The sequence below is a fragment of the Streptomyces spinosisporus genome, from assembly GCF_022698145.1.
Taxonomy (GTDB): domain Bacteria; phylum Actinomycetota; class Actinomycetes; order Streptomycetales; family Streptomycetaceae; genus Streptomyces; species Streptomyces spinosisporus.
In genome coordinates, this window is the sequence record NZ_JALDAX010000003.1 from 96,968 (window position 1) to 123,236 (window position 26,269).

Consider the following 26,269-nt stretch of genomic DNA (forward strand, 5'->3'; position numbering starts at 1 on the left):
CGCGGGCCGGACGGTGCTCACCCGTCGGTGCGGCGGGGCTCTGTGGATCAGGGAGAATGGGGCGCATGAGCGTTCGCAGTCAGTCATCCGGGCCGTCGCAGCCGCAGGAGGCCGCCCACCGGTCGGGCTTCGCCTGTTTCGTCGGCCGCCCCAACGCGGGCAAGTCCACCCTCACGAACGCTCTGGTCGGGCAGAAGGTCGCCATCACCGCGAACCAGCCGCAGACGACCCGGCACACCGTGCGCGGAATCGTGCACCGGGAGGACGCCCAGCTGATCCTGGTCGACACCCCGGGGCTGCACAAGCCGCGCACGCTGCTCGGCGAGCGGCTGAACGACGTGGTGCGCACCACCTGGGCCGAGGTCGACGTGATCGGCTTCTGCCTGCCGGCGAACGAGAAGATCGGCCCCGGCGACCGGTTCATCGCCAAGGAACTGGCGGGGATCAGGAAGTCGCCGAAGGTCGCGATCGTCACCAAGACCGACCTCGTCGACTCCAAGACCCTGGCCGAGCAGCTCATCGCCATCGACCAGCTGGGCAAGGAGCTGGGCATCGAGTGGGCGGAGATCGTCCCGGTCTCGGCGACCGCGGGCAAGCAGGTGGACCTCCTCGCCGACCTGCTGATCCCGCTGCTGCCCGAGGGCCCGCCGCTCTACCCCGAGGGCGACCTGACCGACGAGCCCGAGCAGGTCATGGTCGCCGAGCTGATCCGCGAGGCGGCGCTGGAGGGCGTGCGCGACGAGCTGCCGCACTCCATCGCGGTCGTGGTCGAGGAGATGCTGCCGCGCGAGGACCGGCCCGCCGACAAGCCCCTGCTCGACATCCACGCCTACCTCTACATCGAGCGGCCCAGCCAGAAGGGCATCGTCATCGGCCCCCAGGGCAAGCGCCTCAAAGAGGTCGGCATCAAGAGCCGCAAGCAGATCGAGGCGCTCCTGGGCACCCCCGTCTTCCTCGACCTGCACGTCAAGGTGGCCAAGGACTGGCAGCGGGACCCGAAGCAGCTACGGCGTCTGGGCTTCTGAGGTCCGGCCCTCTGATGGGGTCATGTCCTGCAGGCCCACCACCCGCAGCAGCTGCAGCCGCTCGTAGGAGTCCGTGCCGGGGCGGGCCGTGTGGACGACCAGCTGCTGGTTGTGGTCGGAGTTGACGAGGACCTCGCAGTCCAGCTCCAGGACGCCCACCACCGGGTGCCGGAAGCGCTTCGTCGAGGCGCGGCGCACGGCCACCTCGTGCTCGGCCCACAGCCGGGCGAACTCCTCGCTGGCGGCGCGCAGTTCGGCGACCAGGGCGGCGGGTTCGGGGTCCGTGGGACGGGCCGCCGACACCGCGCGCAGCCCCGCCACCTGCTCACGGGCGCGCTCCGGGCGGTCCTCGGGCGGGAACAGGTCCTGGGCCGCGGGGTCCAGGAAGAAGCGCCGGATCATATTGCGCTCACGGGGCGGACGGGCGAGCACGTCCCCGCTCAGCGCCCGCGACATCGCGTTCTGGGCGAGCACCTCGCCGCAGTCCGTCACCACCAGCGCCGGGGTGTCGTGCAGCCGGTCCAGCACCAGCAGCAGGCCCGGACGCACATGCGTACTGGTCGCCTCCCGGCGCGGCGGCTCCTCGCCGGTCAGCAGGAAGAGATGGTCGCGCTCGTCCTCGGTCAGGCGCAGCGCGCGGGCCAGCGCGGTGAGCATCTGGCGGGAGGGGCGCGGGCCCCGGGACTGCTCCAGGCGCGTGTAGTAGTCCACGGACATCCCGGCCAGCTGGGCCACCTCCTCGCGGCGCAGCCCCGGCGTACGGCGCCGGGCACCGGCCGTGAGGCCCACGTCGGAGGGGTCCAGGCGGGCGCGTCCGCGGCGCAGGAAGTCGGCGAGTTCGGCTCGGTTCACCCCTCCAGGGTGCGCGCGTGCGCCCGGCTTATCCAGGGACTGCCGATCCCCTGATGAGGAGGTCTCTCCCGCCCGCTGCCGAGCCGTCCGAGGCTGGTCGCACGGAACGGACGACGTACGGACGTGACGCAGAGCGTGTGAGGAGCACATCATGCTGACTTTGGTGACCGGTACGACGGGACAGGTCGGACGGCGTTTCGTGCCGCGCCTGCTGGCGCAGCGGCAGCCCGGCGAGCAGGTCCGGGTCCTGGTGCGCGACGAGGCCCGCGGCGAGCGCTTCGCCGAGCTGGGCGCCCAGGTCGCCGTCGGAGACATGCGGGACGAGGAGACGCTCGGCAAGGCGCTCGCCGGGGTGGACGCGGTCGTGAACATCGCCGCCGCTTTCCGCGGCGTGCCCGACGAGGAGGCGTGGGCCGTCAACCGGGACGCGGCCCTCGCGCTGGGCCGGGCCGCGCAGGCCTCCGGCGTGCAGCGGTTCGTGCAGGTCAGCACGGGCAACGTGTACGGCACCGGGCGGGGCCGCCCGCTGACCGAGGACGACGAGAGCCGGCCCGGCGGCGAGATGTGGGGCGCCTACCCCGAGTCCAAGATCGAGGCGGAGCGCGCACTGCTCGCGATGGAGGGCCTGGACGTCCGCATCGGACGGCTCCCCTTCGTCTACGGCGAGGGCGACCCGCACCTGACCAACGTCATGCACTGGGCGGTGCACTGGGCCCCGCACCAGCGCCTGCAGATGGCCCACCACGCGGATGTCGCCCAGGGGTTGATGCGGCTGCTGTACGCGCCGGGCATCGCGGGCCGGATCTACAACATCGCCGACGACGCCCCCGTCACGACGCTCGAGCTGTTCCGGCTCAACGGCCAGGAGGTGCCCGCCGAGCAGTACGAGATCGCGGACCCCGACCCGTGGTTCGGCATCCTGTCCAACCAGCGCATCCGCCGCGAACTCGGCTTCCGGCCCATCTACCCGAGCGTGTGGACGGCCCTGGATGCCGGAGCCCTGTAGGCCGGCGCCCCGTAGCGGCCCGGGGCGTCACGCCACGCCCCTGACCCGCCGCACCAGCACCGCCCCCGCCAAGCCGATCACGGCCGCGACCAGGTACAGGACGCGGTAGCCGCCCAGGTGGGTCACGATCGGCGCGGCGAGGGCGGGCGCCGCGACCTGGGGCAGCGCGTTGGCCACGTTGATCACGCCCAGGTCCTTGCCCCGGTCCATGGCCTTGGGCAGGACGTCGGTCATCAGCGCGAAGTCGACCGACATGAACACCCCGAGCCCCACACCGAGCACGGCCGCGGCGACGATCGCGCTCGGCCAGGTCTGCCAGACCGACAGCAGGGCCGTGGCCGCCGCCATCAGCACCCCGGACCACTGCACGAACGGCTTGCGGCGGCCCACCCGGTCCGACCACGCACCGCCCACCACAACCGTGGCCAGCAGCGTCACGCTGTTCACCGCGGTCAGGATCAGCACGCCCTGCTCGGGGTCGTGGTGATGCAGGCGGTCGCGCAGGTAGTAGAGCAGATAGAGGATGACCAGCGCGTTGCTGAGGTTGATCAGGAAGCGGGTCAGCCAGGCCCAGCCGAAGTCCGGGTACCGGCGCGGGCTCAGCCAGAAGCCCCGCAGGAACGCCCGCGCGGACCACACCGGCCGGTCCGCGGCCGCCAGGGTGAGATCGCGGTACCGCAGCACATACGGCAGCACGCCCGCCAGGGTGAACACCGCGCACGCCGCATACCCGGCCGCGATCCCGCCGGCCACCGTCGCAAGACCCGTGCCGGTGACCGCGCCAAGGATCTGCGCGGCCCCCAACCAGCCGCCCACCAGGCCCCGTTGGAGCCGCGGCACCCGGTCCGGCACCGCCGCCGTGACGGCCGCGAAGGACGCGTTCAGGGTCAGCTGCACCAGACACCAGCCGAGCGTCATCACCCACAGCGCTCCCGCGCCCGCGAGCAGCAGCAGGGACAGCGCGCCACCCGCGGACCCGGCCACGATCCACGGCGTACGGCGGCCCCAGCGGGCGGTCGTACGGTCCGACAGCGCCCCGAAGAACGGGTTCGCCGCCAGGGACACCACCGCACCCGCGCCGGTCACCCAGGCCAGCAGCGTCTCCTTCGACATCCCGGTACCGGGCGCGAAGTCCTCCGCCTGGCGGGCCAGCAGGATCTGCAGGGGCCCGTACCAGCCCACCCAGATCGCCACGTTGGCCAGGGACAGCGCCGAGGTCCAGCCCGCACGGACGGGTTCGGCCGGCTCCTCGAGAGCCGTCGTCATCTCTGGGCCCGGAGCAGCTCCCGGTACCAGGCGTACGACGCCTTCGGCGTGCGCGTCTGTGTCTCGTAGTCCACGTGCACCAGCCCGAAGCGGCGCTGGTACCCCTCCGCCCACTCGAAGTTGTCGAGCAGTGACCACACGAAGTAGCCGCGCACGTCGACACCGGCCGTCAACGCGTCGTGCAGGGCCCGGACATGGCCGTCCAGGTAGGCGATGCGGTCCTGGTCGTCGAGGCCCTCGTAGGAGCAGCCGTTCTCGGTGATGACGACCGGCGGAAGGCGGTCGCCGTAGCGCTCGCGGAAGCCGGTGAGCAGTTCCGTCAGGCCCTGCGGCACGACCGGCCAGCCGAAGTCCGTCACCGGGACGTCCTCGATCTGCCGGACGGTGAAGGGGAGTTCGGCCGGGATCGTCAGCCCGCCGAAGTCGATGTCCGTGCCGTCGGGGGCGCCCACCCGGGTCGGCGCGTAGTAGTTGACGCCGTACCAGTCGAGCGGCTCGGCGATGACCTTGAGATCGGACTCGACGTCGCCGGGCATCAACTCGCCGAGCCCGTCCGGGTACTGGCCCAGCAGCAGCGGGTCGGCGAACAGCCGGTTGAGCAGCAGGTCGTAGAAGCCGGCCGCCTCGACGTCCGCCTGCTCCTGCGAGGCCGGCCAGGTGGGTCCGTGCGAGTTGGCGATCCCGATGTCCGTGGCGCCGGCCGCGCGCAGCGCCCGTACCGCGAGTCCGTGGGCGAGCAGCTGGTGGTGGGCGACGGGGAGCGCGTCGAACATCAGCTGCCGGCCGGGCGCGTGCGCGCCCAGCGCGTGCCCCAGCAGGGTGTGTTCCGCGGGCTCGTTGAGGGTGATCCACTTGTGCACGCGGTCGCCCAGCCGCTCGGCGACCTGTGACACGTACTCCGCGAACCGTGCCGCGGTGTCCCGCTCCAGCCAGTCCAGCGCGACCGGCAGGTCCCAGTGGAACAGGGTCGGCACGGGGCGTACGCCCGCCGCGCACAGCTCGTCCACGAGCTGGTCGTAGAAGTCCAGGCCACCCTCGGAGCGCACCCGCGGCCAAGAGATCGAGAAGCGGTACGCGTCGACGCCGAGACCGGCGAGCAGGGCCACGTCCTCGCGGTAGCGGTGGTAGTGGTCGCAGGCCACCGACGCGTCGGAGCCGTCCTTGACGTGGCCCGGCTCCACCGTGAACGCGTCCCACACGGACGGCTCGCGCCGGTCGGCCGCGCCCTCGATCTGGTGCGCCGACGTCGACACGCCCCACAGGAAACCGGCCGGGAAGCGGGGCATCGCCGTCGCCGCGGTGATCGGATCAGTCGCCATGCGCGGATCATCCGTACCTCCGGTGAGGGAAGTCAACGCCCGCGCATGAACGACCTGTTCGACCTGTGGCGGGCTCAGGCTCCTTCCTTCAGCACCCTGGAGACCAGCATCCGCTGCTCCTCCGTGAGCCGGGGATCCGCGGCGTAGAACGTCCGGCCGTCCACGGTGATCTCGTAGCTGAACCCGTCCGGGACGCCGACGGGCGGCGTGCTGTGCCCGCCGGCCACGGCCTGCTCGGCCAGGGCGTGCCATTCGCTCGCGTCGGGCCGTCCCGAGGTGTCCACCTCGGCGTGCCGCTCGATGCCCGCGAAGCCACCCGTGCGCCGTACTCGAATACGCATGGGTCCGTGTCTAGTACGGAACTACGCCGTCCGCACCCCGACCTGTTCCCAGGCCTTCAGGACGGCCTGCAGTTCCTCGCCCTCGCTGAAGCGGGCCCTGGCCGCCGCGACCGTGAGCTTCGCGAAGTCCGCGAACAGGGCGTCCTTCTTCAGCTCGCCGCCGGTCAGGACGTCGTACCAGACCTGTCCCGCCTTCTCCCAGGCGTGGCCGCCGAGGGCGGTTGCGGCCAGGTAGAAGGCGTGGTTGGGGATGCCGGAGTTGATGTGGACCCCGCCGTTGTCGCGGCCGGTGCGCACGAAGTCGTCCATGGTCGCGGGCTGCGGGTCCTTGCCGAGGACGTCGTCGTCGTAGGCCGTGCCCGGCTCCTTCATGGAGCGCAGCGCCTTGCCGGTGACGCGCGGGGCGAGCAGCCCGGCGCCGATCAGCCAGTCGGCCTCGGCGGCGGTCTGGCCGAGCGTGTACTGCTTGATCAGCGAGCCGAAGACGTCGGACAGCGACTCGTTCAGGGCGCCGGGCTGGCCGAAGTAGGTGAGGTTGGCCGTGTACTGGGTGACGCCGTGGGTGAGTTCGTGGCCGATGACGTCGATCGGGATGGTGAAGTCGAGGAAGATCTCGCCGTCACCGTCGCCGAACACCATCTGCTCGCCGTTCCAGAAGGCGTTGTTGTAGTCGTTGTCGTAGTGGACGGTCGCGTCCAGCGGCAGGCCGTTGCCGTCGATGGAGTAGCGCTCGTAGGCCTTCAGATAGAGCTCGAAGGTGGCGCCGAGGCCCGCGTAGGCGCGGTTGACGGTGGCGTCCTTGCCGGGCTCCGAGCCCTCGGCGCGGACCTTCCTGCCGGGCAGCTCGGTGTGGTGGCGGGCGTCGTAGATGGTGCGGTGCGGCTGGTCGGCGGCAGCCCCCGCGGGCGCCGCGACGGTCGGGGCGCCGATGACCGTGGTCAGCCGGCGACGGGTGCGCTCGAAGGCGTCGCGCTCGAGGGTTTTGCGCGCGGCGGCGGCGAGTGCGGTGTCCTCGTGCTGGGACAGCCTGTCGAGGATGTGGGGCGGTACGACGGTGCAGAAGACGGGCTCGAAGCCCCCGTTGGTCTTCATCATGCCCGGAACCATTGCACTGAGTTATGTGCGTGTCACTACCCGCAACCATGATTGGTGAAATATGGGGACAGCGGTCCGCACGCTGAGTGACGAAGTGGTATGGCGCACGTTTTGCCCCACTTGTCTTTCCGGTCCCGCATACTGATACGGCGCCCCGCATCCGAAGGGGCTCGGCTAGCATGCGGAGCATCATGCGTTTCGGGCTGCTTCTTCTTAGCTGCCGCGGCGAGGGCCTGTAGTCCAGGTCGACTCCCTCCCCGCGGAGCTTCGCGTTGCGTCGTCGGCCGTCCTGCCGGACATCCTGAGGAGCCCCGCAATCATGGCGAACCGCCAGCAGCCCAGCACCATGCCGATCCACAAGTACGGCCGCTACGAGCAGGTGGACATCCCCGACCGCACCTGGCCGAACCAGCGGATCACCGCCGCCCCCCGCTGGCTCTCCACCGACCTGCGTGACGGCAACCAGGCCCTGATCGACCCGATGTCGCCCGAGCGCAAGCGCCGGATGTTCGACCAGCTGGTCAGGATGGGCTACAAGGAGATCGAGGTCGGCTTCCCGGCGTCGGGCCAGACGGACTTCGACTTCGTACGCTCGATCATCGAGGACCCGGACGCCATCCCGGACGACGTCACCATCTCCGTGCTGACCCAGGCCCGCGAGGACCTGATCGAGCGGACCGTGGAGTCGCTGAAGGGCGCGCACCGCGCCAACGTGCACCTCTACAACGCCACGGCCCCGGTCTTCCGCCGCGTGGTCTTCCGCGGCTCCAAGGACGACATCAAGCAGATCGCCGTGGACGGCACCCGCCTGGTCGTGGAGTACGCCGAGAAGCTGCTGGGCCCCGAGACCGAGTTCGGCTACCAGTACAGCCCCGAGATCTTCACCGACACCGAGCTGGACTTCGCACTGGAGGTCTGCGAGGCCGTCATGGACGTCTGGCAGCCCGGCCCGGGCCGCGAGATCATCCTCAACCTGCCCGCCACGGTGGAGCGTTCGACCCCGTCGACGCACGCGGACCGCTTCGAGTGGATGCACCGCAACCTCTCCCGCCGCGAGTACGTCTGCCTGTCCGTCCACCCGCACAACGACCGCGGCACGGCCGTCGCCGCCGCCGAGCTGGCCCTCATGGCCGGCGCCGACCGCATCGAGGGCTGCCTGTTCGGACAGGGCGAGCGCACCGGCAACGTCGACCTGGTCACCCTCGGCATGAACCTGTTCTCGCAGGGCGTCGACCCGCAGATCGACTTCTCCGACATCGACGAGATCCGCCGCGTGTGGGAGTACTGCAACCAGATGGAGGTCCACCCGCGCCACCCGTACGTGGGCGACCTGGTCTACACGTCCTTCTCCGGCTCCCACCAGGACGCCATCAAGAAGGGCTTCGACGCCATGAAGGCCGACGCGGCCGCCAAGGGCGTCACCGTCGACGACATCGAGTGGGCGGTCCCGTACCTGCCCATCGACCCCAAGGACGTCGGCCGCTCCTACGAGGCAGTCATCCGCGTCAACTCGCAGTCCGGCAAGGGCGGTATCGCCTACGTCCTGAAGAACGACCACAAGCTGGACCTGCCGCGCCGGATGCAGATCGAGTTCTCCAAGCTCATCCAGGCCAAGACGGACGCCGAGGGCGGCGAGGTCACCGGCTCCGACATCTGGGCGGTCTTCCAGGACGAGTACCTGCCGAACCCCGGCAACCCGTGGGGTCGGATCCAGGTCAAAAACGGGCAGTCGACCACCGACACGGACGGCGTGGACACCCTGACGGTGGAGGCCACCGTCGACGGCGCCGACACCGTCCTGACCGGCTCCGGCAACGGTCCGATCTCGGCCTTCTTCAACGCCCTGGAGTCCATCGGCATCGACGTACGGCTGCTGGACTACCAGGAGCACACGATGAGCGAGGGCGCCTCCGCGCAGGCCGCCTCCTATATCGAGTGCGCGATCGACGGCAAGGTTCTGTGGGGGATCGGGATCGACGCGAACACGACGCGTGCGTCGCTCAAGGCGGTCGTCTCCGCCGTCAACCGAGCCGCCCGCTGACGGCTCCGACCGGGCCTTTTCGCGCCCCGACCGCCTGTGTACGGCGGTCGGGGCGCCGTCGTTTATCGGCCATTGGTTCGTGGAGGTCACGGAAAGGTCTCGTCCGGGGTACTGACTCTGCCAGAGGGATGTGGCTAACATCACGCCAGCGGCGATGGGGCCGCAGGGTGAGGAGGTGCGACGTGCTGCCAGTACGGGGACGAAACGGCCGAGCCGGCAGGCCTGCGCGCATCCTGGGCACCCGAACCGCGTGGACACCCGTCGGAGACGGTGAGTTCTTCTGCCCCGGCTGCGGAGGGGACCGCAACTACCAGCGGCTGACCGGGCACCGGCGGTTCGTCGTCCTCGGCGTGCCCGTGCTGCCGCGCGGCGAGACCGCACCGGTCGTCGAATGCGCCGCCTGCAGCCGCCACTTCGGCACCGAGGCCCTCGACCATCCGACCACCACCCGCTTCTCGGCGATGCTCCGCGACGCCGTGCACACCGTCGCCCTGGCGGTGCTCACCGCGGGCGGCAGCTGTTCGCGCAGCGCCCTGGAGTCCGCCGCCGGCACGGTCCGCGCGGCCGGCTTCGACGACTGCACCGAGGAGCAGCTGGGCGCCCTCGTCGAGGCCCTCGCCTCCGACACCGGCCGCTCCTACGACCAGTCCTGCGGGCCCGGGCTCGCCATAGAACTGCACGAGGCCCTGGACCCCCTCGCCGCCCACTTGGCCCCCGTCGGCCGCGAGTCCATCCTCCTCCAGGGCGCCCGCATCGCCCTCGCCGACGGCCCCTACACCCCCGCAGAACGCGACGTCCTGAGCACCGTGGGGGCAGCTCTGACGATCTGCTCGGACGATGTGAGCAGGTTGCTGGCGGCGGCGGCGCGGACTCCGTCCTGAGCGGGCAGCTGACTGCGATCGGGATCGGAGGTTGATCCGCCGATCGCGCGGGCATCCGTCGCGCAGCGGCCCCAGCTGGCGGCGCCAACGATGCCGCCGGGGAGTTGATCCCGCGGACATACGCAGCGGCGCGGACGCCGTCCTGAGCGGGCAGCTGGCTGCGGCCGGAGGGTGATCCGCCGATCGCGCGGACGCTCGCCGCGGGGCGGCAGGGGCACGCCGAGGACGGCGATCCGCACAGACGCTGTTCCGCCGCGCGGCGGCCCCGGCTGTGCGGTGCCGGCGATGCCGGCCGACGGGTTGCTCCCGCGGGCATCCGCGGCGGTGCGGACTTCGTCCTGAGCGGGCGCTTGGCTGCGGCCGGAGGTTGATCGGCCGATCCGCGGACGCTCGCTGCGCGGCAGCCCCAGCGGGCGGCGCCAACGATGCCGGCCGACGGGTTGCTCCCCCGGACGTCCGCGGCGATACGGGCTCCGTCCTGAGCGGGCGCCTGGCTGCGGCCGGAGGTTGATCCGCCGGTCCGCGGACGCTTGCCGTGCGGCAGCACGGGCACGCCGAGGACGGCGATCCGTACGGACGTTGTTCCGCCGCGCGGTGGCCCCGGCTGTGCGGTGCCGGCGGTGCCGGCCGACGGGTTGCTCCCGCGGACGTCCGCGGCGGCGCAGCTGCGCCCGCGCCCTGCCGCCCGCCGTCGGCGATCTCGCCGTACGCCGCCGTGGCCCGGCGTCCGGCTGCAGGGCGGGCCGTTTCCCTCGTGGGTGGCCGGGGGTGTGGCGCTGCGGATGACGTGTCCCGTACGCCGTTCTGAGCGGGCGCGTACTCCCGTGGGAGTAAGCCCGGTGCGAGGCCTCCCGGGGCAGTAAGCCGCAACTCGCCCCCATGCCCGACGAACGAACCCCTTCACCCCGGGAGTCTGGAAGCGACCAGACATTGCGACCGGAGGGGAGGCCCGTTCATGGGGGCCGTAAGGATGCGTGCAGGGGGGCGGCGGGCCGTGCCGTGGGTGGTGCTCGGGCTGTGGGTGGCCGCGCTCGTGCTGGTGGGGCCGTTCGCCGGGAAGTTCGGCGACATTCAGCAGAACCGGTCCGTGGACTATCTGCCCGACAGTGCCGACTCCACCCAAGTGGCCCGCGTCCAGGACGAGTTGCCGGGCGGCGAGGCCACCGATCTGGTGCTCGTCTACCACCGCGACGGCGGCCTCACCGCGGCCGACAGGCAGAAGGCGGGTGCGCAGGTCGCCGAGATCGGGGAGCGGTACCGGCTGACCGGCACCCCGAAGGCCGTCCCCTCACGCGACGGCACCACCCTCATGTACCCGGTCTCCAGCAACCAGCCCGGCCAGGACGACGAGGCCCGCGACGCCTTCGTCGACGGGGTCCGCGACATCGCGGACGGCGGCGCGGGGCTCAGCGCCGAGGTCGGCGGCCCCGGCGGCCTGCAGACCGACATGAGCAAGGTCTTCGGCAGCATCGACGGCACCCTGCTCTACGCCACCCTCGGCGTCGTCACCGCCCTGCTGATCCTCATCTACCGCAGCCCCTTCCTCTGGCTGGTACCACTCGCCGTCGCCGGCGTCGCCGCGGGCATGGCGATGGCCGCCGGATACGGCCTGCACGAGCTGTTCGACGTCACGATCACCGGCCAGAGCGGCGGCGTGATGACGGTCCTCGTGCTCGGCGCGGGCACCGACTACGCCCTGCTGATCGTCTCCCGCTACCGCGAGGAGCTACGCCGCCACGAGCGCCCGTACGACGCCATGCGCGCCGCCCTCAGGGGCTGCGGCCCGGCGGTCCTCGCCTCCTCCGGCACGGTCGCCGCCGGCCTGCTGTGCCTGCTCGCCGCCGACCTCAACAGCAGCAGCGGCATGGGCCCGGTCGGCATGGTGGGCGTGCTCGCCGCACTCCTCGCGATGCTCACCCTGCTGCCCGCCCTGCTGGTCCTGCTCGGCCGCCGCGTCTTCTGGCCGCTGATCCCGGCGTTCGGCAGCGAACCGAAAACGCGGCGCTCCCTGTTCGCAGCGATGGGCAGCTCGGCCACGCGCAGGCCGGTCGCCGTGCTCGTCGGCGGCGCCGTCCTGCTCGGCGCGCTCGCGCTGGGCGCGCTCAATCTGCCCGGCACGCTCAAGCAGGAGGACTCCTTCACCGAGAAACCCGAGTCGATCTCCGCGAGCCAGACCCTGGCCCACGCCTTCCCCGGCCGCAGCAGCCAGCCCATCACCGTCATCGCCCCCGTGGACAGGGCCGACGCGGTGCTGACCAGGGCCCGTAGCACCGACGGCGTCGCACAGGCCACCACCGGCCGCAGCGGCTCCGGCTGGACGGAGATCTCCGTCTACGCCACCTCCGCACCCGAGTCGAAGGGCGAGACCCGCACCATCGAGGCCCTGCGCGCCGGGCTCGACGACACCTACGGCACCTACGTCGGCGGCCCCAGCGCCCAGCAGCTCGATCTGGCCGACAGCCAGTCCCGGGACCGCACCGTCGTCGTGCCGCTCGTCCTCGCCGCCGTGTTCGTGATCCTCGTAGGACTGCTGCGCAGCCTCGTGGCCCCGCTGATGCTGCTCGTCGCCGTGGTCGCGGTGTGGGGAGCCGCGCTCGGGATCGGCGGGCTGGTCTTCGGTCCGGTGCTCGGCTTCGAGGGCACCGACCCGGGCCTCGGCCTGCTGTCCTTCGTCTTCCTGGTGGCACTCGGCGTCGACTACGGCATCTTCCTCATGCACCGCATGCGCGAGGAGTCTCTCGCGGGCGCCGCACCGCAGACGGCCGCACTCACCGCGCTGCGCACCACCGGCGGGGTCATCGCCTCCGCGGGCGTCGTCCTGGCCGCGACGTTCGCCGTGCTGACCACGCTGCCGCTGGTGGGCCTGGTCGAACTCGGCTTCGTGATCGCGGTGGGCGTGCTGCTCGACACCTTCCTGGTGCGCACCTACCTGGTGACGACGGCGAGCGTGCTGCTGCGGCGCAGGGTGTGGTGGCCCGGACGCCTCGCACGTGAACCGCAGCCGGTACGGTCCGAGCGGCAGCCGGAGCCGGTGTGAGACAGCGAAGATGAACCCTGTGCAGCAGACGACGACAGTGGGGCGGCCCCGGCGCGGCGAACGCGTCATGGCGGTGCTCAACCGCGATCCGCGGACCGCCCCCCACGGCACTCGCAACGACGCGGTCCTCGCGGCGGTCCTCGCCGCGGCGGCCGTGTGCGTGGCGCTGTTCACCGACGGGGACCGCCGCCCCGACGCACTCGGCTGGACGCTGCTGCTCGCGGCCCACGTCCCCCTGGTGTGGCGGCGGCGCCGTCCGCTGCTGGTGCTCGCCGCCGGCGTGGCCTGTCTGATGCCGTACCACGCGATGGACAACAACCACGGTGCGTCGACCCCGGCCACCATGGTCGCGCTCTACACGGTCGCCGTCACCGGCCGCCCGCTGCGCACCATCCTGACCGGCCTCACCGTCCTCACCGTCGCCATGAGTGTGATGCTGACGGTGAACACCCATCAGGCCGTGGAGCTCCTGCGGATCTCCGGCTGGATCATCGCCGTGCTCTTCCTCGGCGTCGACGTCCGCTACTACCGCGAGTACGTCACCTCGATCGTCGAGCGCGCGGAACGCGCCGAGCGCACCCGCGAGGAGGAGGCCCGCCGCAGGGTCGCCGAGGAGCGGCTGCGTATCGTCCGGGACCTGCACGACCTGCTCGCCCACACCATCACCCTCGTCGGTGTCCGCACGTCCGTCGCCGCGCACGTCCTGGCCGCCGACCCCGAGCGCCTGGACCGGGAGACGATCGCCAAGGCGCTGGACGAGATCGCGGAGACCTGCCGCACCGCACGCGGCGAACTGCGCACCACCCTGGAGGTGCTGCGCGCCGCCGCCCCCGGCGAGGGCCGCGGCCCCCTGCCCGGCCTCGACGGGCTGCCCGACCTGGTGGAGGCGGCCCGGCTGGCGGGCGCACGGGTCGAGCCGGTGGTCCGGGTGGAGCAGGCGCCGCCCGCCGTCGGTGCCGCCGCCTACCGGATCGTGCAGGAGGCGCTGACCAATGCGGTACGGCACGCGGGGCCCGAGCCGTGCGTACGGATCGAGCTGTACGAGGACAAGGGCCTGCTGCGCCTGTCCGTCACCGACGACGGCACCGGACCCACCCCGGGCGGCACCCCCGGCTTCGGGCTCGTGGGGATGAGGGAGAGGGCCCGCAGTGTGGGTGGCACACTCGACGCCGGGCCGCGCCCCGACGGCGGGTTCGCGGTGAGCGCCGTACTGCCGCTGACGACCGCTGGGGAAGGGACGCGATGACGATCCGCGTACTGCTCGCCGACGACCAGACCCTGGTGCGGGCCGCGTTCGCCATGCTCGTCGAGTCGGCGCGGGACATGGAGGTCGTGGGGCAGGCGGCCTCCGGCCGCGAGGCCGTCGCGCTGGCCCGCAGCGAGCGCGCCGACCTGGTGGTGATGGACATCCGCATGCCCGACCTGGACGGCATCGAGGCGACCCGGCTGATCGCCGCCGACGAGGATCTCGCGGGCGTCCGCGTTCTGGTCCTGACCACCTACGACACCGACGAGAACATCGTGGAGGCGCTGCGCGCGGGCGCCTCCGGGTTCCTGGTCAAGGACACCCGTCCGGCCGAACTCCTCGACGCCATCCGCACGGTGGCCGCCGGGGAGGCGCTGCTCTCGCCGGGGCCCACGGGACGGCTGATCGAGCGGTTCCTGCGCACCCCGTCGGCGCCCGCGACCGGCGGCCCCGAATGCCTGTCCGACCGTGAGCGCGAGGTGCTGACCCTGCTGGCGCGCGGGCTCAACAACACCGAGATCGGCGAGGCGTTGGGGCTGAGCCCGCTGACCGCGAAGACCCATGTCAGCCGGATCATGGGGAAGGTGGGCGCCCGGGACCGGGCCCAGCTCGTCATCCTCGCCTACGAGTCGGGACTGGTGACTCCGGGAACGATCTGACGGTGACCTTTCTGAGCCGCACCTTCCTCGCCGCCATCGTGCTCCTCACACCGCTCACAGCCCTCACGCCGGCCTCCGCCGCCACCGGCTGCTCCTCGTCACTGCCGTACACGGCGGGACAGGACGGCTACGACACCTTCCGCATCCCCGCGGCGGTCACCACCGGCCGGGGCACGGTCCTCGCCTTCGCCGAGGGCCGTCACAACAGCGCCGGTGACACCGGCGACATCGACGTCGTGCTGCGCCGCTCCCACGACGGCGGCTGCACCTGGGACCCGCTGCAGGTGGTGGCCGCGGGCGACGGGAACACACGGGGCAACCCGGCGCCCCTCGTCGACCCGCGCACCGGCGCCGTGGTCCTCGTCACCTCCTACAACAGCGGTGCCGTCACCGAGGCGCAGATCATGCGCGGCGAGGTCACGCGCGAGGAGAGCAGACGGGTCTTCGTGCAGCGCAGCACGGACGACGGGCGGCACTTCACGCCCGTGCGGGACATCACGGACCAGGTGAAGCCGACCGATTGGCGGTGGTACGCGACGGGTCCTGGCCACGCGGTCGCGCTGACCCGCGGACGGCACGCGGGTCGGCTGGTCGTTCCCGCCAACCACTCCGCGGCCCCGCCGGCCGGTTCCTCCGACACCGGCCAGGAGGCCAAGTACTACGGCGCGCACGCCCTGTACAGCGACGACGGCGGCCGCACCTGGCAGCTGGGCTTCGTCGACGACTCCTACGACGGGGTGAACAACTCCAACGAGTCCACGGCGGCCCAACTGCCCGACGGGCGCCTCTACTTCAGCTCCCGCGACCAGAACGGCAGCAGCGTCGGCAACCGTCTCGACTCCTACTCCGGTGACGGCGGCGGGAGCCTCGACCGCCCCTACGCGGTGCAGCCCACGCTCGACGACGTCCCGGTGGTCGAGGGCAGCGTCCTCCAACTGCGGGGCATGGACGCGCCGTTGCTGTTCTCCGGCCCGTCCGTGCCGACCGCCCGCCGGGCGATGGCGATCTGGCACAGCACGGACGGCGGCCGGACCTTCACCAAGGCCCTGACGCTCTCCGAGCAGCCCGCCGCCTACTCGGACCTGGTGCAGGTCGACCACCGCACGGCCGGGATCCTGTACGAGACGGGCACGACCGGGACGTACGACACGATCGAGTTCCGCCGACTCGCGGTCGACGACCTCTAGGCGGCCTCTGGGCAACCTCTGGACGACCGCTAGAGCAGCCCCGCCCCGGCGAGGAACTTGCCGACCTGCTCCACCTCCTCCGGCGACAGCGGCACCTGGGGCTCCGCTGTCGCCGGGCAGTCGATGACGCCACGCAGGTGCAGGGCCGCCTTGAAGGCGCCGAGGGCCGAGGAGCCGCCGCCCATGCGGGCCGGGTCGCCGACACCGACCAGTCCGAACAGGGCGCACAGCCGGTCCTGTTCGTCGCGGGCCCGCTCCCAGTCACCGGCGCGGCACAGCCGGTCCAGGCGGACGTAGCCGTGCGGGTCGACGTTGGCGAGGCCGGGCACCGAGCCGTCGGCGCCCAGCGCGAGCGCCGCGTCGACGAGCAGCTCCGAGCCGGTCAGGACGCTGAAGCCGGGGATTCCGCGCGCACCGGTGACGACCGCGCGGAAGGCGGCCAGGTCGCCGCTGGAGTCCTTCAGACCGGCCAGCACTTCGTCGGCCGCCAGGTCGAGCACGACGTCCACCGGGAGCTTGGTGTGCACGGCGACCGGGATGTCGTACGCGATCACCGGCACCGTCGAGGCGGCCGCGACCAGTTGGAAGTGGCGGGCGATCTCGGCGGGGTGGGTGCGGGCGTAGAAGGGCGCCGTGACCACCACCGCGTCCGCCCCCGCCGCCGTCACCGCCGCCACATGGTCCAGCACCCTCGGCGTCGCCATGTCGATCGCCCCGGCCAGCACCGGCACCTGACCGCCCACATGGCCGGTCACCGCCTCCACCACGAGCCGCCGCTGCACGTCGCGCAGATACGCCGCCTCGGACGAGGACCCCAGCACGAACAGTGCGTCCACCCCGCCGTCCAGCAGATGGTCGACCAGCCTGAGCAGGGAGGGGACGTCCACCTCGCGGTCCGGTGTCAGGGGTGTGCAGACGGGCGGGACGACACCGGTCAGCGGGGCGGGAAAGGTCATGAGGGCTCCGTGGGATGGCTCTGGCGCACGAGGTCGCGGGTCGACTCGTCCTCCTGCACAGGATGGTGACAGCGGAAACGGTGGTCGGCGCTCGACGCGACCGAGAAGTCCGGCATGTCCGCCGCGCACCGCTCGTCCGCCTTCCAGCAGCGGGTGCGGAACGGGCAGCCGCTGGGCGGACGGGTCGCCGACGGCACCGGGCCGGTCAGCGGGATCGGGTCGATCGGGTGGAGCAGTCCGGGGGTCGCCGAGAACAGGGCGCGGGTGTACGGGTGCCGGGCGCGCTCGGTGACCTCGGCGGCGGGGGACTCCTCGACGATCCGTCCGAGGTACATGGTGATCACGCGGTCGCTCATCCGCCGGACCGTCTGGATGTCGTGCGAGACGAAGACCAGCGCCAGACCCAGGCGTTCCTTCAGGTCCAGCAGCAGGTTCAGGATCTGCGCGCGCACCGACACGTCCAGCGCGCTGGTGGGTTCGTCTGCCACCACCAGACCGGGGTCGAGCGCCAGCGCCCGGGCGATCGCCACGCGCTGTCGCTGACCGCCCGACAGCTGGCCCGGCAGGGCGTCCGCGAGGGCCCGGGGCAGCCCCACCAGCGACATCAACTCCCGTACGCGGTCCTCGCGTTGCTGTTTCGTGCCGCGGTCGTGCACGTCCAGCGGGTCCCGCAGGATCTGGCGTACGGGCAGCCGGCGGTTCAGGGCCGTCGACGGGTCCTGGAAGATCATGCCGGTGCTGCCGCCGACGGCGGCCCGGCGCTCGGCGGCCGGCATCGACCACAGGTCGCGGCCCTGGAAGGACACCGTGCCCGACGTCGGCCGCACCACGCCCACCAGCACCTTCGCCAGCGTCGACTTGCCGCACCCGGACTCGCCGACCACGCCGACCGTCTCGCCGGGCGCCACGGAGAGGTCGGCGCCCGTCAGGGCGTACACCCTGTCCCGGGTGAACAGGCCGCCGCTGCGCGCCTTGTGCACGACATGCGCGTCGGACAGCTCCACGATCGCGTTCACTTCACGGCCTCCGACGACGTCATGAGCTCGACCGCGGGATGGTGGCAGGCCGCGGTGTGCGTCGGCGTGCCCAGCAGGTCGGGTGGGGTCGTACGGCAGATGTCGGTCGCCAGCGGACAGCGGTCGGCGAAGCGGCAGCCCGCAGGGAAGTTCGCGGGGGAGGGCACGACGCCCTTGATCTGCGTCATCCGCTCGGCCGCCGACTCCAGCGACAGCACACTGCCGAGCAGTCCACGGGTGTAGTGGTGGGCCGGTGCCTCCACCAGGTCGGCGGTCACGCCGGTCTCCACGATCTGCCCGCCGTACATCACCACCACCCGGTCGGTGACGTCCGCGACCAGCGCCAGGTCGTGCGAGACCAGGATCAGGGCGAAGCCCAACTCCTCGCGCAGGCGCAGCAGCAGCTCGATCACCTGGGCCTGCACCGTCACGTCCAGGGCCGTCGTCGGCTCGTCGGCGATGATCAGCTTCGGGTCGCGGGACAGCGCCATGGCGATCAGCACCCGCTGGCGCTGGCCGCCGGACAGCTCGTGCGGGAAGCTGCGCAGGGTGCGGTCGGGGTCGAGGCCGACCATGGTGAGCAGTTCGGCGGGGCTGCGCCGGCCACCGCGCCGTACGACCTGCTTCAGCTGGGCGCGGATGCTCATCGCCGGGTTCAGGGAGGACAGCGCGTCCTGGTAGATCATCGCCATCTCATGGCCGAGCAGCCGCCGCCGCACCCGCATCGGCTCAGCCAGCAACTCCCGCTGCCCGAACCGCACCTGCCCCCGAACCCGCGCCCCCTTCGGCTCCAACCCCATGACCGACAAGGCGGTCAACGACTTACCGCACCCCGACTCCCCGACCAGCCCGAGAACTTCACCGGCCCCCACCTCGAAAGAAATCCCGTCAACAATGTCCACACCCTCATGCCGCCCCTCAAAACCAACGGCAAGATTCTCAACAGCCAGCACAGCAGCCCCCTGAAGGGGCGCGGGGAACTGCGCGCTCGGCCCGGACGAAGCAGCACCCGCCCGACGACGCACACCCCCACCTTCTTGGGCGCGCCGATCCCGCAACCGCTGCGCAGCCGCCGCAAGGTCCGGCAGCTGAAGAACCTCCCCGCTCCCGGGCTCCGGCGCCTCCAACCGGTCGGCCTCGTCCCGAGTGGACACCTCCCGCGCGGAAGGCGCCGCCCAGGCATCCGACACCCCTTCCGACAGGATGTTCAGCGACAGCACGGTCACCAGAATCAGCAGCCCCGGAAAGACGGTCGCCCACCAACCCCCCGTCAGCACCATGTCCTTGCCGTCGGCGATGACACTCCCCCACGACGGGTCCGGAGGACGCACCCCCGCGCCGATGAAGGACAGCGACGCCTCGAAGACGATGGCCTCGGCGACCTGCACGGTGCAGAACACCAGGATCGGGGCGGCGCAGTTGATGGCGACGTGCCGCAGCACGATGTGCGGGGTGCGGGCGCCGATGACCCGTTCCGCGGTCACGTAGTCCTCGCCGTACTGGTCGAGGATGTTCGCCCGCACCACCCGCGCCATGGGTGGCATGAACAGGAACGCGATCGCGCAGATCAGCACGGTGATCCCGCCGCCGAACACGGCGACCAGGACGGCCGCGAGGGCGATGCCGGGGAACGCCATCACCACGTCCAGGCAGCGCATCAGCGTCTCGTCGAGCGCTTTGCGCGAGGTGGCCGCGATCGCTCCGATCAGCGCCCCCACGGCCAGCGCGAGGGCCGTCGCACCGAGGCCGATCGCGAGCGACCAACGGGCGCCGTACATCAGCCGGCTGAGGATGTCCCGGCCCAGGCTGTCCTGGCCCATCCAGTGATCGGCCGAAGGGTGCCCGGACCCGTCGACGGGCGCCTGCTGGTCGAGCGGGTCGTGCGGCGCGAGCAGGGGCGCGCACAGGGCCACCAGGACCACGAGGCCCAGGAAGCAGACGGCCACCTTCGACAGCGGCGGCAGCTTGCGCCAGCCGCGCAGGCGGATGCCGGGCCGGGACAGTGCCTCGGTCAGGCTCTTGCGCGTGAACAGCGTGCTCATGCGGCCGCATCCCTCAGTTTCGGGTTGACCAGCAGATACAGGACGTCGATGACGAGGTTGACCACGACGAAGCCGGTCGCCGTGGTGAGCACGACTCCCTGGACCACGGCCGGGTCGCCGTTCTTCACGGCGTCGATCATCAGCTTGCCCATGCCGGGCAGCGAGAAGATCGTCTCGATGACGACCGCGCCGCCGAGCAGATACCCGACGCGCAGGCCCAGCACGGTCAGCGGGTTGATCAGGGCGTTGCGCAGGACGTTGCGCCCCACGACGACGTGCGGCGGCAGCCCGCTGCCGATCGCCGTGCGGACGTAGTCCTTGTCGAGCTCCTCCACCACCGACGTCCGTACGATGCGGGTGAGTTGGGCCGCGACGGGCAGTGAGAGCGCGAGGGCCGGCAGGGTCATCGTCCTCAGCCAGCCGGTGAAGGAGTCGCCCGGGTTGATGTAGCCGCCGGTCGGGAACCAGCCCAGGTCGACGGCCAGGTACTGGATCATCAGCAGCGCCAGCCAGAAGCCGGGGGCGGCCACACCGGTCAGCGAGACGACCCGGATGACCTGGTCGGGCAGCCGGTCGCGGTAGATCGCCGCCGTCACCCCGCCGAGCAGCGCCAGCACCACCGCGATGGCCAGTCCCATGAAGGTGAGTTGAAGGGTCAGCGGCAGCGCGGTGGTGACCTGGTCGAGCACGGGGGCGCGGGTCAGCGCACTGGTGCCCATGTCGCCGTGGAGCAGGTCGCCGACGAAGTCGACGTAGCGCACGGGCAGCGGATCCAGCAAGCCGTTCTGCTCGCGGAAGTCGTGCAGTTGCTGCGGGGTGGGGTTCGCGCCCTGGAAGAACGCGGACGCCGGGTCGACGTCCGAGAAGCGCATCACGAGGAACACGAACAGCACGATGCCGAGCATCAGCGGTACGAGCAGGGCGATACGGCGGAGCAGGATCCTGACGACGGCGATCACGAAGCGGACTCCCTTGCCTCTAGGCCCACTTGGCTGCCCCTAGACCCACTTGGCCTGGAGGACGTTGATGCCGGGGTAGGGCTGCGCCCTTATGCCGGTGAGCTGTTTGGCGTTCCAGGCGGTCATCAGCTCGTTGTGGACGACCGGGTAGAGCACCGCCTGCTCGGCGACGGTGTCGATGTAGTCCTGGATCATCGTCTTCTTCTTGTCCGCGTCGGGCTCCTGGGTGGCCCGGTCCATGTCCTTGAAGAGCTGCTTGGCCACCGAGTTGTCCGCCCACCGCGTGTACTGCATCCACAGGTTGGTGGGCCCGTAGTTGTAGTGCATGATCAGGTCGGCGTCGAGGCCGAACTGGTTGGGGTTCGAGGCGGCGGCGACGACCTGGTAGTCCTGCTTCTGGTCCATCTTGGTGAAGACGGCCGTGGTCTCCTGCGGGGCGAGGGTCGTCTTGACGCCGATCGCGTCCCAGGAGGCCTTGATGGTCGGCAGGCAGTCGACGATCCAGCTCACGTTCACAGCCAGGATCTCGATCTTCAGCCCGCTGACCCCGGCCGCCTTCAGCAGCGCCTTCGCCTTCTCGGGGTCGTAGTCGTAGACCGTCTTCGCCCGCCGGTAGGTGGGGTTGGACTCGTTCAGGAACGACGACGACGGCTTGCCGTGGCCCTTCAGCGCGACCTGCACCATCTTCTCGGTGTCGATGGCGTAGTGCAGCGCCTGCCGCACCCGTACGTCGTCGAAGGGCTTGTGCTTGGTGTTGAACATCAGGAACAGGTTGTTCATGCCGGCGCCGCCCTCGACCGTGAGGCCGCCGCTCTGCAGTTGCTTGATGTTGGCGTACGGGATGTTGTCGGCGATCTGCGCGCCCGCGCTGGAGCCGGAGATCTTGGCGACGCGGGGCGCGGCGTCCACGATCGTCAGCCAGTTCATCTTCTTGAAGGCGGGCGGGCGCGGGCCGTTGTAGTCGGCGAACGCCTCGAAGGTCGTGTTCGACTTGGGGTGGTGCGCGCTCTGCCGGTACGGCCCCGAGCCGACCGCGAGGCCCTTGATCGCGTCCTCCCAGGCGCCGGGCTTGGAGAAGACGTGCTTCGGCATGATCTTCGCGAGGGTGAGCCGTGCGGCGCCGTCCGGGAAGGGGAACTTGAGCACCAGCTCGACGTTCTGCGCGTCGATCTTGCGGACTTCCTTCAGCCAGCTCTCGAAGAAGCCCTTGGCGAGGGTCTGGGTCTTCGGGTCGAGGATGCGGTCGAAGACGAACACCACGTCGTCGGCGGTGACGGGCTTGCCGTCGTGGAACTTCGCGCCCGCCCGCAGCGTGAACTTCCAGGACGTGGAGTTGAGGTCCTTCGGCAGTTCGGTGGCGAGCGCGGCGTACGGCTTGCGGGAGATCGGGTCGGTGTCGAGCAGACCCTCGTAGATGTGGTTGTTGCCCGCCATGCAGAAGGCGGACGCGGTCTGGGTCGGGTCCCACGTCCCGTCGTTGCCGTAGCCGATGACCGCGGTGAGCGTGCGGTCCTTGCCGCCCCCGCCGCCGGTGTCATTGGTGGACTGGGGCCCCGAGGAACAGGCCGACAGCGACGCGGAGACGGCGGTGGCCGCACCCATCGCGCCGGTGTACTTCAGGAAGGTCCGGCGATGCACGGTGCCTCCAGCGAGTGAGGAGATACGACGTCCTACGTCCTGCGTCAGCCGCGACCATAGGAGGGGCCCGGAGGGTGGTCAAGAGGCCGCACACGAATGGCGCAGCTGCCAGAGGTTGCACCAATGGCGAAGAGACTTGGCGGGAGTTGGTGCACGTCAGTGCCGGACATGGGACGTGGGACGTCCGGTGCGCGTACGATGCGGCGCATGGCCGCGGACCCCAGGAACAGGGAGCCCAGGAACCACAGGAGCGCGGAGTCCGGGAACAGCCGGCTGCGGCGGGAGGTCGTGCAGCTGATCCTCGACCGCAGGCTCCGGCCGGGCGCGCCGCTGCCCACCGAGGCCGAGCTGATGGAGGACCTCGGCGTCAGCCGCAACTCCGTGCGCGAGGCGCTGAAGGCCCTCCAGGCCCTCGACATCGTGGAGATCAGACACGGCTACGGCACCTACGTCGGCCAGGCGTCGTTGTCCCCCCTGATCGACGGGCTCACCTTCCGCACGCTCGCCTCGCACGACGACGACACCGGCGCGCTCGCGGAGATCCTCCAGGTGCGCGAAGTGCTGGAGGAGGGGCTGATCCGGCGCATCGCCGGGTCGGTCTCCGACGCGGAGCTGGACGCGCTGGAAGCGGTCGTCGTACGGATGGAGGCGGCGGTCCGGGCGGGCCGCCCCTTCCCCGAACTCGACCGCGAGTTCCACGAGTTGCTCTACGCCTCCCTCGGCAACGCGCTCGTGCCCCAGCTCCTCGGCGCCTTCTGGACCGTCTTCCGCCGGGTGGCAGGGGCTCGCGGCTGGACCGACGACCCCGAGCCGGAACTGACCGTCGGCCGCCACCGCGACATCGTGACCGCCCTGCGGGCCGGTGACGCCGAACGGGCCGAGCACGCGATGACACACCACTTCCGCGGCATCGAGGCCCGTACGCTGGGGCGATGACAGACCTCCGGAACTTCGCGGACCCACGATGACGGACCCCTGGAACCCCGCGGACCCCGGCGTACTGCGGCTGCCCTCCGGGCGGCTGGTGCGGGGGCAGGAGTGCGGCGCCCGCTTGACGGGCCGGCGCCCCACGCCCCGATGACGTACCACTTTCGGGGCGCCGGGGCCCGTACGCTGGGGCGATGACGGACCCTTGGAACCCCGCGGACCCCGGTGTGCTGCGGCTGCCCTCCGGGCGGCTGGTGCGGGGGCGCGGGCTGCGGCGCCCGCTCGACGGGTCGGCGCCGACGCCCTCGTACGCCCTCTATCTCCTCGGTCGTCAACCCCCGCCCGTTACCTGGGAGTTCCGGTGGATCCGCTGGCCGGACTTCCGGCTTCCCGCCGACCGCGCGGAGGCCCGCGCCGCGCTGACCGAGGCCTGGGAGCGGGCCGCGGGCGAGCGGGTGGAGATCGCCTGCGGCGGCGGGCGCGGGCGTACCGGGACCGCGCTGGCCTGCCTGGCCGTCCTGGACGGCGTGCCCGCCGAGGAGGCGGTGGACTTCGTGCGCAGCCACTACGACCGGCGGGCGGTGGAAACGCCGTGGCAGAAGCGGTATGTGCGGCGGTTCTAGTGGGTGACAGCTAGCGCAGCGTTTCGGCCACGATCGCCGCGGCTCCGGACAGCAGCGCGCCGTCCCAGGCCGCGTCCTGGTCCCGCTTCGTCGACAGCACCGCCACGACGACCGGATCACCGTCGTCCGTCCAGGCGACGGCCACGTCGTTGGTGGTGCCGTAGGAGCCGGAGCCCGTCTTGTCGCCGACCGTCCAACTGGCGGGCAGGCCCGCGCGGATGCGGTGGTCGCCGGTGGTGTTGGTCAGCAGCCAGTGGGTGAGCCGGGCGCGGTCCGGGGCGTTCAGGGCGCAGCCGAGGACCAGTCGGGCGTAGCTGCCGCCGATCGCGCGGGGGCTCGTGGTGTCCGTACGGCGGCCCGGTTCGGCCGAGTTGAGTTCCGGCTCCCAGCGGTCGAGGCGGGTCACGCGGTCGCCGAGGGAGCGCGCGAAGCGGGTGATGGCGGTGGGGCCGCCGAGCAGGCGCAGCAGGAAGTTGCCGGCCGAGTTGTCGCTGTAGCGGATGGCGGCGTCGCAGAGTTCGGCGACCGTCATGCCGTGGGCCAGGTTCTCCTCCTTCCCCGTGATGGGGGCGCCGTCCACCAGGTCGTCCCGCGTGTAGTGGATCCGGCGGGCGAGGACCTCGCCGTGCCGGTCCAGGTCGCGCAGTACGGCCGCGGCGGCGAGGGTCTTGAAGGTCGAGCACATGGGGAAGCGCTCGTCGGCCCGGTGGGCGACGGTTCTGCGCGTACGCAGGTTGTGCGCGAAGACGCCGAGCCGGGCGTCGTGCCGCCGCTCCAGGTCGCGCAGCGGGCCGGTGGTGGCATGGGCGGGCGTGGCACGGGCGGGCGCGCTCGCGAGGAGCGCGGCGACGGTGGCGGTGCCTGCGGTGAGCAGGGTGCGTCGGCCTGTGATCGTGTTCTCCTTCGTCGATGGCGGAAGGCGGTCTTCGGTCCTCTTTCCCTTGATCGACGCCGTACGTCATTCCTTGGTTGCGCGGCCGTAGACCATCGGGGGACGGCGGACCGGGCCCGTGCTCGGCACAGTGAACGGCATGGAGAAGACCAGGGGGATCAGCCGGGCGCACTTCCTCGCGGGAGCGGCGGCGCTCTCGGTCGCGGCGACGGTGCTTCCGTCCCGTCCGGCGGCGGCGTCCGGTGGCGGCCTGCGGCACCGCGGTGTCGTCTACACCGTCGGCGCGGGCGAGACACCGGGGACCGCGTGGAGCGCCGCCCGGATGCGCCGGGACATCGGCGCCATCAGGGACCGTCTGCACGCCGACACCGTCGACGTGACCGGTGACGGCGTCGAACGCCTCACCACCACGGCAGCCGAGGCTGCCGAGCGCGGGCTGCACGTCTGGCTGCAGCCGACCCTCGCGGACGCGCCGGAGCGGGACATCCTGGAGCACATGGCCGAGTGCGGCCGGTACGCGGAGCGGCTGCGGCGCCAGGGCGCGAGCGTCGACTTCAGCGTGGGCTGCGAGTTCTGGCTGTTCGTGCCCGGGATCGTGCCGGGCGAGACGGTCATGGAACGGGTGGAGAACCTGCTCAAGGGCAATGTCGACCCCGTGCGGATGCAGCGTGAGCTCGACCGTGTCACCGCGAAGGCGGCGGCGCTCGGCCGGTCCGTCTTCCACGGAAACCTCAGCTACGCCGCCGCCCAGGACGACACGGTCGACTGGCGGCTCTTCGACATCGTCGGCATCGACTACTACTCGTACTTCCGCCACCACGCCGACTACGTACGGGAGTTGACGCAGTACCGGCGCTGGGGCAAGCCGCTCGCCATCACCGAGTTCGGCACCTGCACCTACGAGGGCGCACCCCAGGCGGGCGGCATGGGCTGGAACGTCATCGACTACGACAAGGGCGAGATCAAGGGCGACCTGGTGCGCAGCGAGCACACGCAGGCCGTCCATCTCACCGACCTGGTACGGGTCTTCGAGTCGATGGGCCTGTACGCGGCGATGGCGTTCGAGTTCGTCACCCCGGACGCCCCGCATCGCCCCGACAACCCGAAGAAGGACCTCGACATGGCGAGCTACAGCATCACAAAGGCCATCAAGGACCGCCCCGACGACCCGCGTTCGAGCTGGCACTGGGAACCGAAGGAGGCGTTTTACGCATTGGCCCGGCAGTACGGCGGGTGCGCTCAGCAGCGGTAGACGGGACTG

22 protein-coding genes and 1 pseudogene are annotated in these 26,269 nt (G+C 71.4%); 12 read left to right on the top strand and 11 right to left on the bottom strand.

Annotated features, from left to right (window positions below):
- Positions 1 to 65: 65 nt before the first annotated feature.
- Positions 66 to 1,025, top strand: coding sequence for a GTPase Era (era, locus tag MQN93_RS08665; protein WP_242708996.1), 960 nt, complete (start codon positions 66 to 68; stop codon positions 1,023 to 1,025).
- Here the strand turns inward: era and MQN93_RS08670 are convergent.
- Positions 1,005 to 1,877, bottom strand: a complete 873-nt coding sequence (locus MQN93_RS08670; protein WP_242708997.1) for a helix-turn-helix transcriptional regulator — start codon at positions 1,875 to 1,877, stop codon at positions 1,005 to 1,007. The genes era and MQN93_RS08670 overlap by 21 nt on opposite strands.
- A gap of 151 nt (positions 1,878 to 2,028) precedes the next feature.
- Here MQN93_RS08670 and MQN93_RS08675 point away from each other — a divergent pair, with 151 nt between their 5' ends.
- A complete protein-coding gene (locus tag MQN93_RS08675; protein WP_016435334.1) occupies positions 2,029 to 2,883 on the top strand; it encodes an NAD-dependent epimerase/dehydratase family protein in 855 nt (284 codons plus the stop codon).
- Positions 2,884 to 2,910: 27 nt separating this feature from the next.
- On the opposite strand, the gene MQN93_RS08680 is transcribed toward MQN93_RS08675, so the two are convergent.
- The 4 genes from MQN93_RS08680 to MQN93_RS08695 form a co-directional block, all read right to left on the bottom strand.
- Entirely contained in the window at positions 2,911 to 4,149 is a 1,239-nt protein-coding gene (locus tag MQN93_RS08680; RefSeq protein WP_242708998.1) for an MFS transporter, read from the bottom strand.
- Entirely contained in the window at positions 4,146 to 5,468 is a 1,323-nt protein-coding gene (locus MQN93_RS08685; protein WP_242708999.1) for a GH1 family beta-glucosidase, read from the bottom strand. The genes MQN93_RS08680 and MQN93_RS08685 overlap by 4 nt, the downstream gene beginning before the upstream one ends.
- 74 nt (positions 5,469 to 5,542) lie before the next feature.
- A complete protein-coding gene (locus MQN93_RS08690) occupies positions 5,543 to 5,809 on the bottom strand; it encodes a protealysin inhibitor emfourin (protein WP_016435337.1) in 267 nt (88 codons plus the stop codon).
- Between the two features lie 21 nt (positions 5,810 to 5,830).
- Positions 5,831 to 6,901 (bottom strand): M4 family metallopeptidase, encoded by a 1,071-nt coding sequence (locus MQN93_RS08695; RefSeq protein ID WP_242709396.1) that lies wholly within the window; start codon positions 6,899 to 6,901, stop codon positions 5,831 to 5,833.
- Between the two features lie 322 nt (positions 6,902 to 7,223).
- Between MQN93_RS08695 and leuA the strand changes: the two genes are divergently transcribed.
- The 6 genes from leuA (at position 7,224) to MQN93_RS08725 (ending at position 15,955) form a co-directional block, all read left to right on the top strand.
- Positions 7,224 to 8,945, top strand: a complete 1,722-nt coding sequence (gene leuA, locus MQN93_RS08700) for a 2-isopropylmalate synthase (protein ID WP_242709000.1) — start codon at positions 7,224 to 7,226, stop codon at positions 8,943 to 8,945.
- Positions 8,946 to 9,127: 182 nt separating this feature from the next.
- Positions 9,128 to 9,826: a TerB family tellurite resistance protein gene (locus MQN93_RS08705; RefSeq protein WP_016435340.1), complete on the top strand. Its 699-nt coding sequence runs from the start codon at positions 9,128 to 9,130 to the stop codon at positions 9,824 to 9,826.
- Positions 9,827 to 10,781: 955 nt separating this feature from the next.
- Entirely contained in the window at positions 10,782 to 12,863 is a 2,082-nt protein-coding gene (locus MQN93_RS08710) for an MMPL family transporter (RefSeq protein ID WP_242709001.1), read from the top strand.
- Positions 12,864 to 12,873: 10 nt separating this feature from the next.
- Positions 12,874 to 14,109, top strand: coding sequence for a sensor histidine kinase (locus tag MQN93_RS08715; protein WP_242709002.1), 1,236 nt, complete (start codon positions 12,874 to 12,876; stop codon positions 14,107 to 14,109).
- Positions 14,106 to 14,768, top strand: a complete 663-nt coding sequence (locus MQN93_RS08720; protein WP_016435343.1) for a response regulator — start codon at positions 14,106 to 14,108, stop codon at positions 14,766 to 14,768. The genes MQN93_RS08715 and MQN93_RS08720 overlap by 4 nt, the downstream gene beginning before the upstream one ends.
- A gap of 2 nt (positions 14,769 to 14,770) precedes the next feature.
- The gene (locus tag MQN93_RS08725) at positions 14,771 to 15,955 is read left to right on the top strand and encodes a sialidase family protein (RefSeq protein WP_242709003.1); all 1,185 of its coding nucleotides are present in this window, start codon (positions 14,771 to 14,773) and stop codon (positions 15,953 to 15,955) included.
- A gap of 29 nt (positions 15,956 to 15,984) precedes the next feature.
- On the opposite strand, the gene MQN93_RS08730 is transcribed toward MQN93_RS08725, so the two are convergent.
- From MQN93_RS08730 to MQN93_RS08750, 5 genes are read right to left on the bottom strand one after another with little or no spacing between them, the layout of a single operon-like run.
- Positions 15,985 to 16,911: a dihydrodipicolinate synthase family protein gene (locus MQN93_RS08730; RefSeq protein ID WP_242709004.1), complete on the bottom strand. Its 927-nt coding sequence runs from the start codon at positions 16,909 to 16,911 to the stop codon at positions 15,985 to 15,987.
- Positions 16,908 to 17,927 carry an oligopeptide/dipeptide ABC transporter ATP-binding protein gene (locus MQN93_RS08735; RefSeq protein WP_242709005.1) on the bottom strand — a complete coding sequence of 340 codons (1,020 nt, stop codon included), beginning with the start codon at positions 17,925 to 17,927 and terminating at the stop codon, positions 16,908 to 16,910. The genes MQN93_RS08730 and MQN93_RS08735 overlap by 4 nt, the downstream gene beginning before the upstream one ends.
- Positions 17,924 to 19,969 (bottom strand): dipeptide/oligopeptide/nickel ABC transporter permease/ATP-binding protein, encoded by a 2,046-nt coding sequence (locus tag MQN93_RS08740; RefSeq protein WP_242709006.1) that lies wholly within the window; start codon positions 19,967 to 19,969, stop codon positions 17,924 to 17,926. Before MQN93_RS08740 ends, MQN93_RS08735 begins: the two co-directional genes overlap by 4 nt.
- Complete coding sequence (locus MQN93_RS08745) at positions 19,966 to 20,928, bottom strand: ABC transporter permease (RefSeq protein ID WP_242709007.1); 963 nt, start codon at positions 20,926 to 20,928, stop codon at positions 19,966 to 19,968. Before MQN93_RS08745 ends, MQN93_RS08740 begins: the two co-directional genes overlap by 4 nt.
- Positions 20,929 to 20,967: 39 nt before the next feature.
- A complete protein-coding gene (locus tag MQN93_RS08750; protein ID WP_016435349.1) occupies positions 20,968 to 22,566 on the bottom strand; it encodes an ABC transporter substrate-binding protein in 1,599 nt (532 codons plus the stop codon).
- 207 nt (positions 22,567 to 22,773) lie between these two features.
- On the opposite strand from MQN93_RS08750, the gene MQN93_RS08755 reads away from it, so the two are divergent.
- The 3 genes and pseudogenes from MQN93_RS08755 (at position 22,774) to MQN93_RS08760 (ending at position 24,116) form a co-directional block, all read left to right on the top strand.
- A complete protein-coding gene (locus MQN93_RS08755; RefSeq protein ID WP_242709008.1) occupies positions 22,774 to 23,502 on the top strand; it encodes a FadR/GntR family transcriptional regulator in 729 nt (242 codons plus the stop codon).
- Positions 23,503 to 23,530: 28 nt separating this feature from the next.
- Positions 23,531 to 23,634: pseudogene (locus MQN93_RS44540) on the top strand (protein phosphatase); the annotation flags it as partial.
- 53 nt (positions 23,635 to 23,687) lie between these two features.
- Positions 23,688 to 24,116 (top strand): protein-tyrosine phosphatase family protein, encoded by a 429-nt coding sequence (locus MQN93_RS08760; protein ID WP_242709009.1) that lies wholly within the window; start codon positions 23,688 to 23,690, stop codon positions 24,114 to 24,116.
- 10 nt (positions 24,117 to 24,126) lie between these two features.
- On the opposite strand, the gene bla is transcribed toward MQN93_RS08760, so the two are convergent.
- A complete protein-coding gene (bla, locus tag MQN93_RS08765) occupies positions 24,127 to 25,008 on the bottom strand; it encodes a class A beta-lactamase (protein ID WP_242709397.1) in 882 nt (293 codons plus the stop codon).
- Positions 25,009 to 25,147: 139 nt separating this feature from the next.
- Between bla and MQN93_RS08770 the strand changes: the two genes are divergently transcribed.
- Positions 25,148 to 26,260, top strand: a complete 1,113-nt coding sequence (locus MQN93_RS08770) for a glycoside hydrolase family 113 protein (protein ID WP_242709010.1) — start codon at positions 25,148 to 25,150, stop codon at positions 26,258 to 26,260.
- Positions 26,261 to 26,269: the final 9 nt, after the last annotated feature.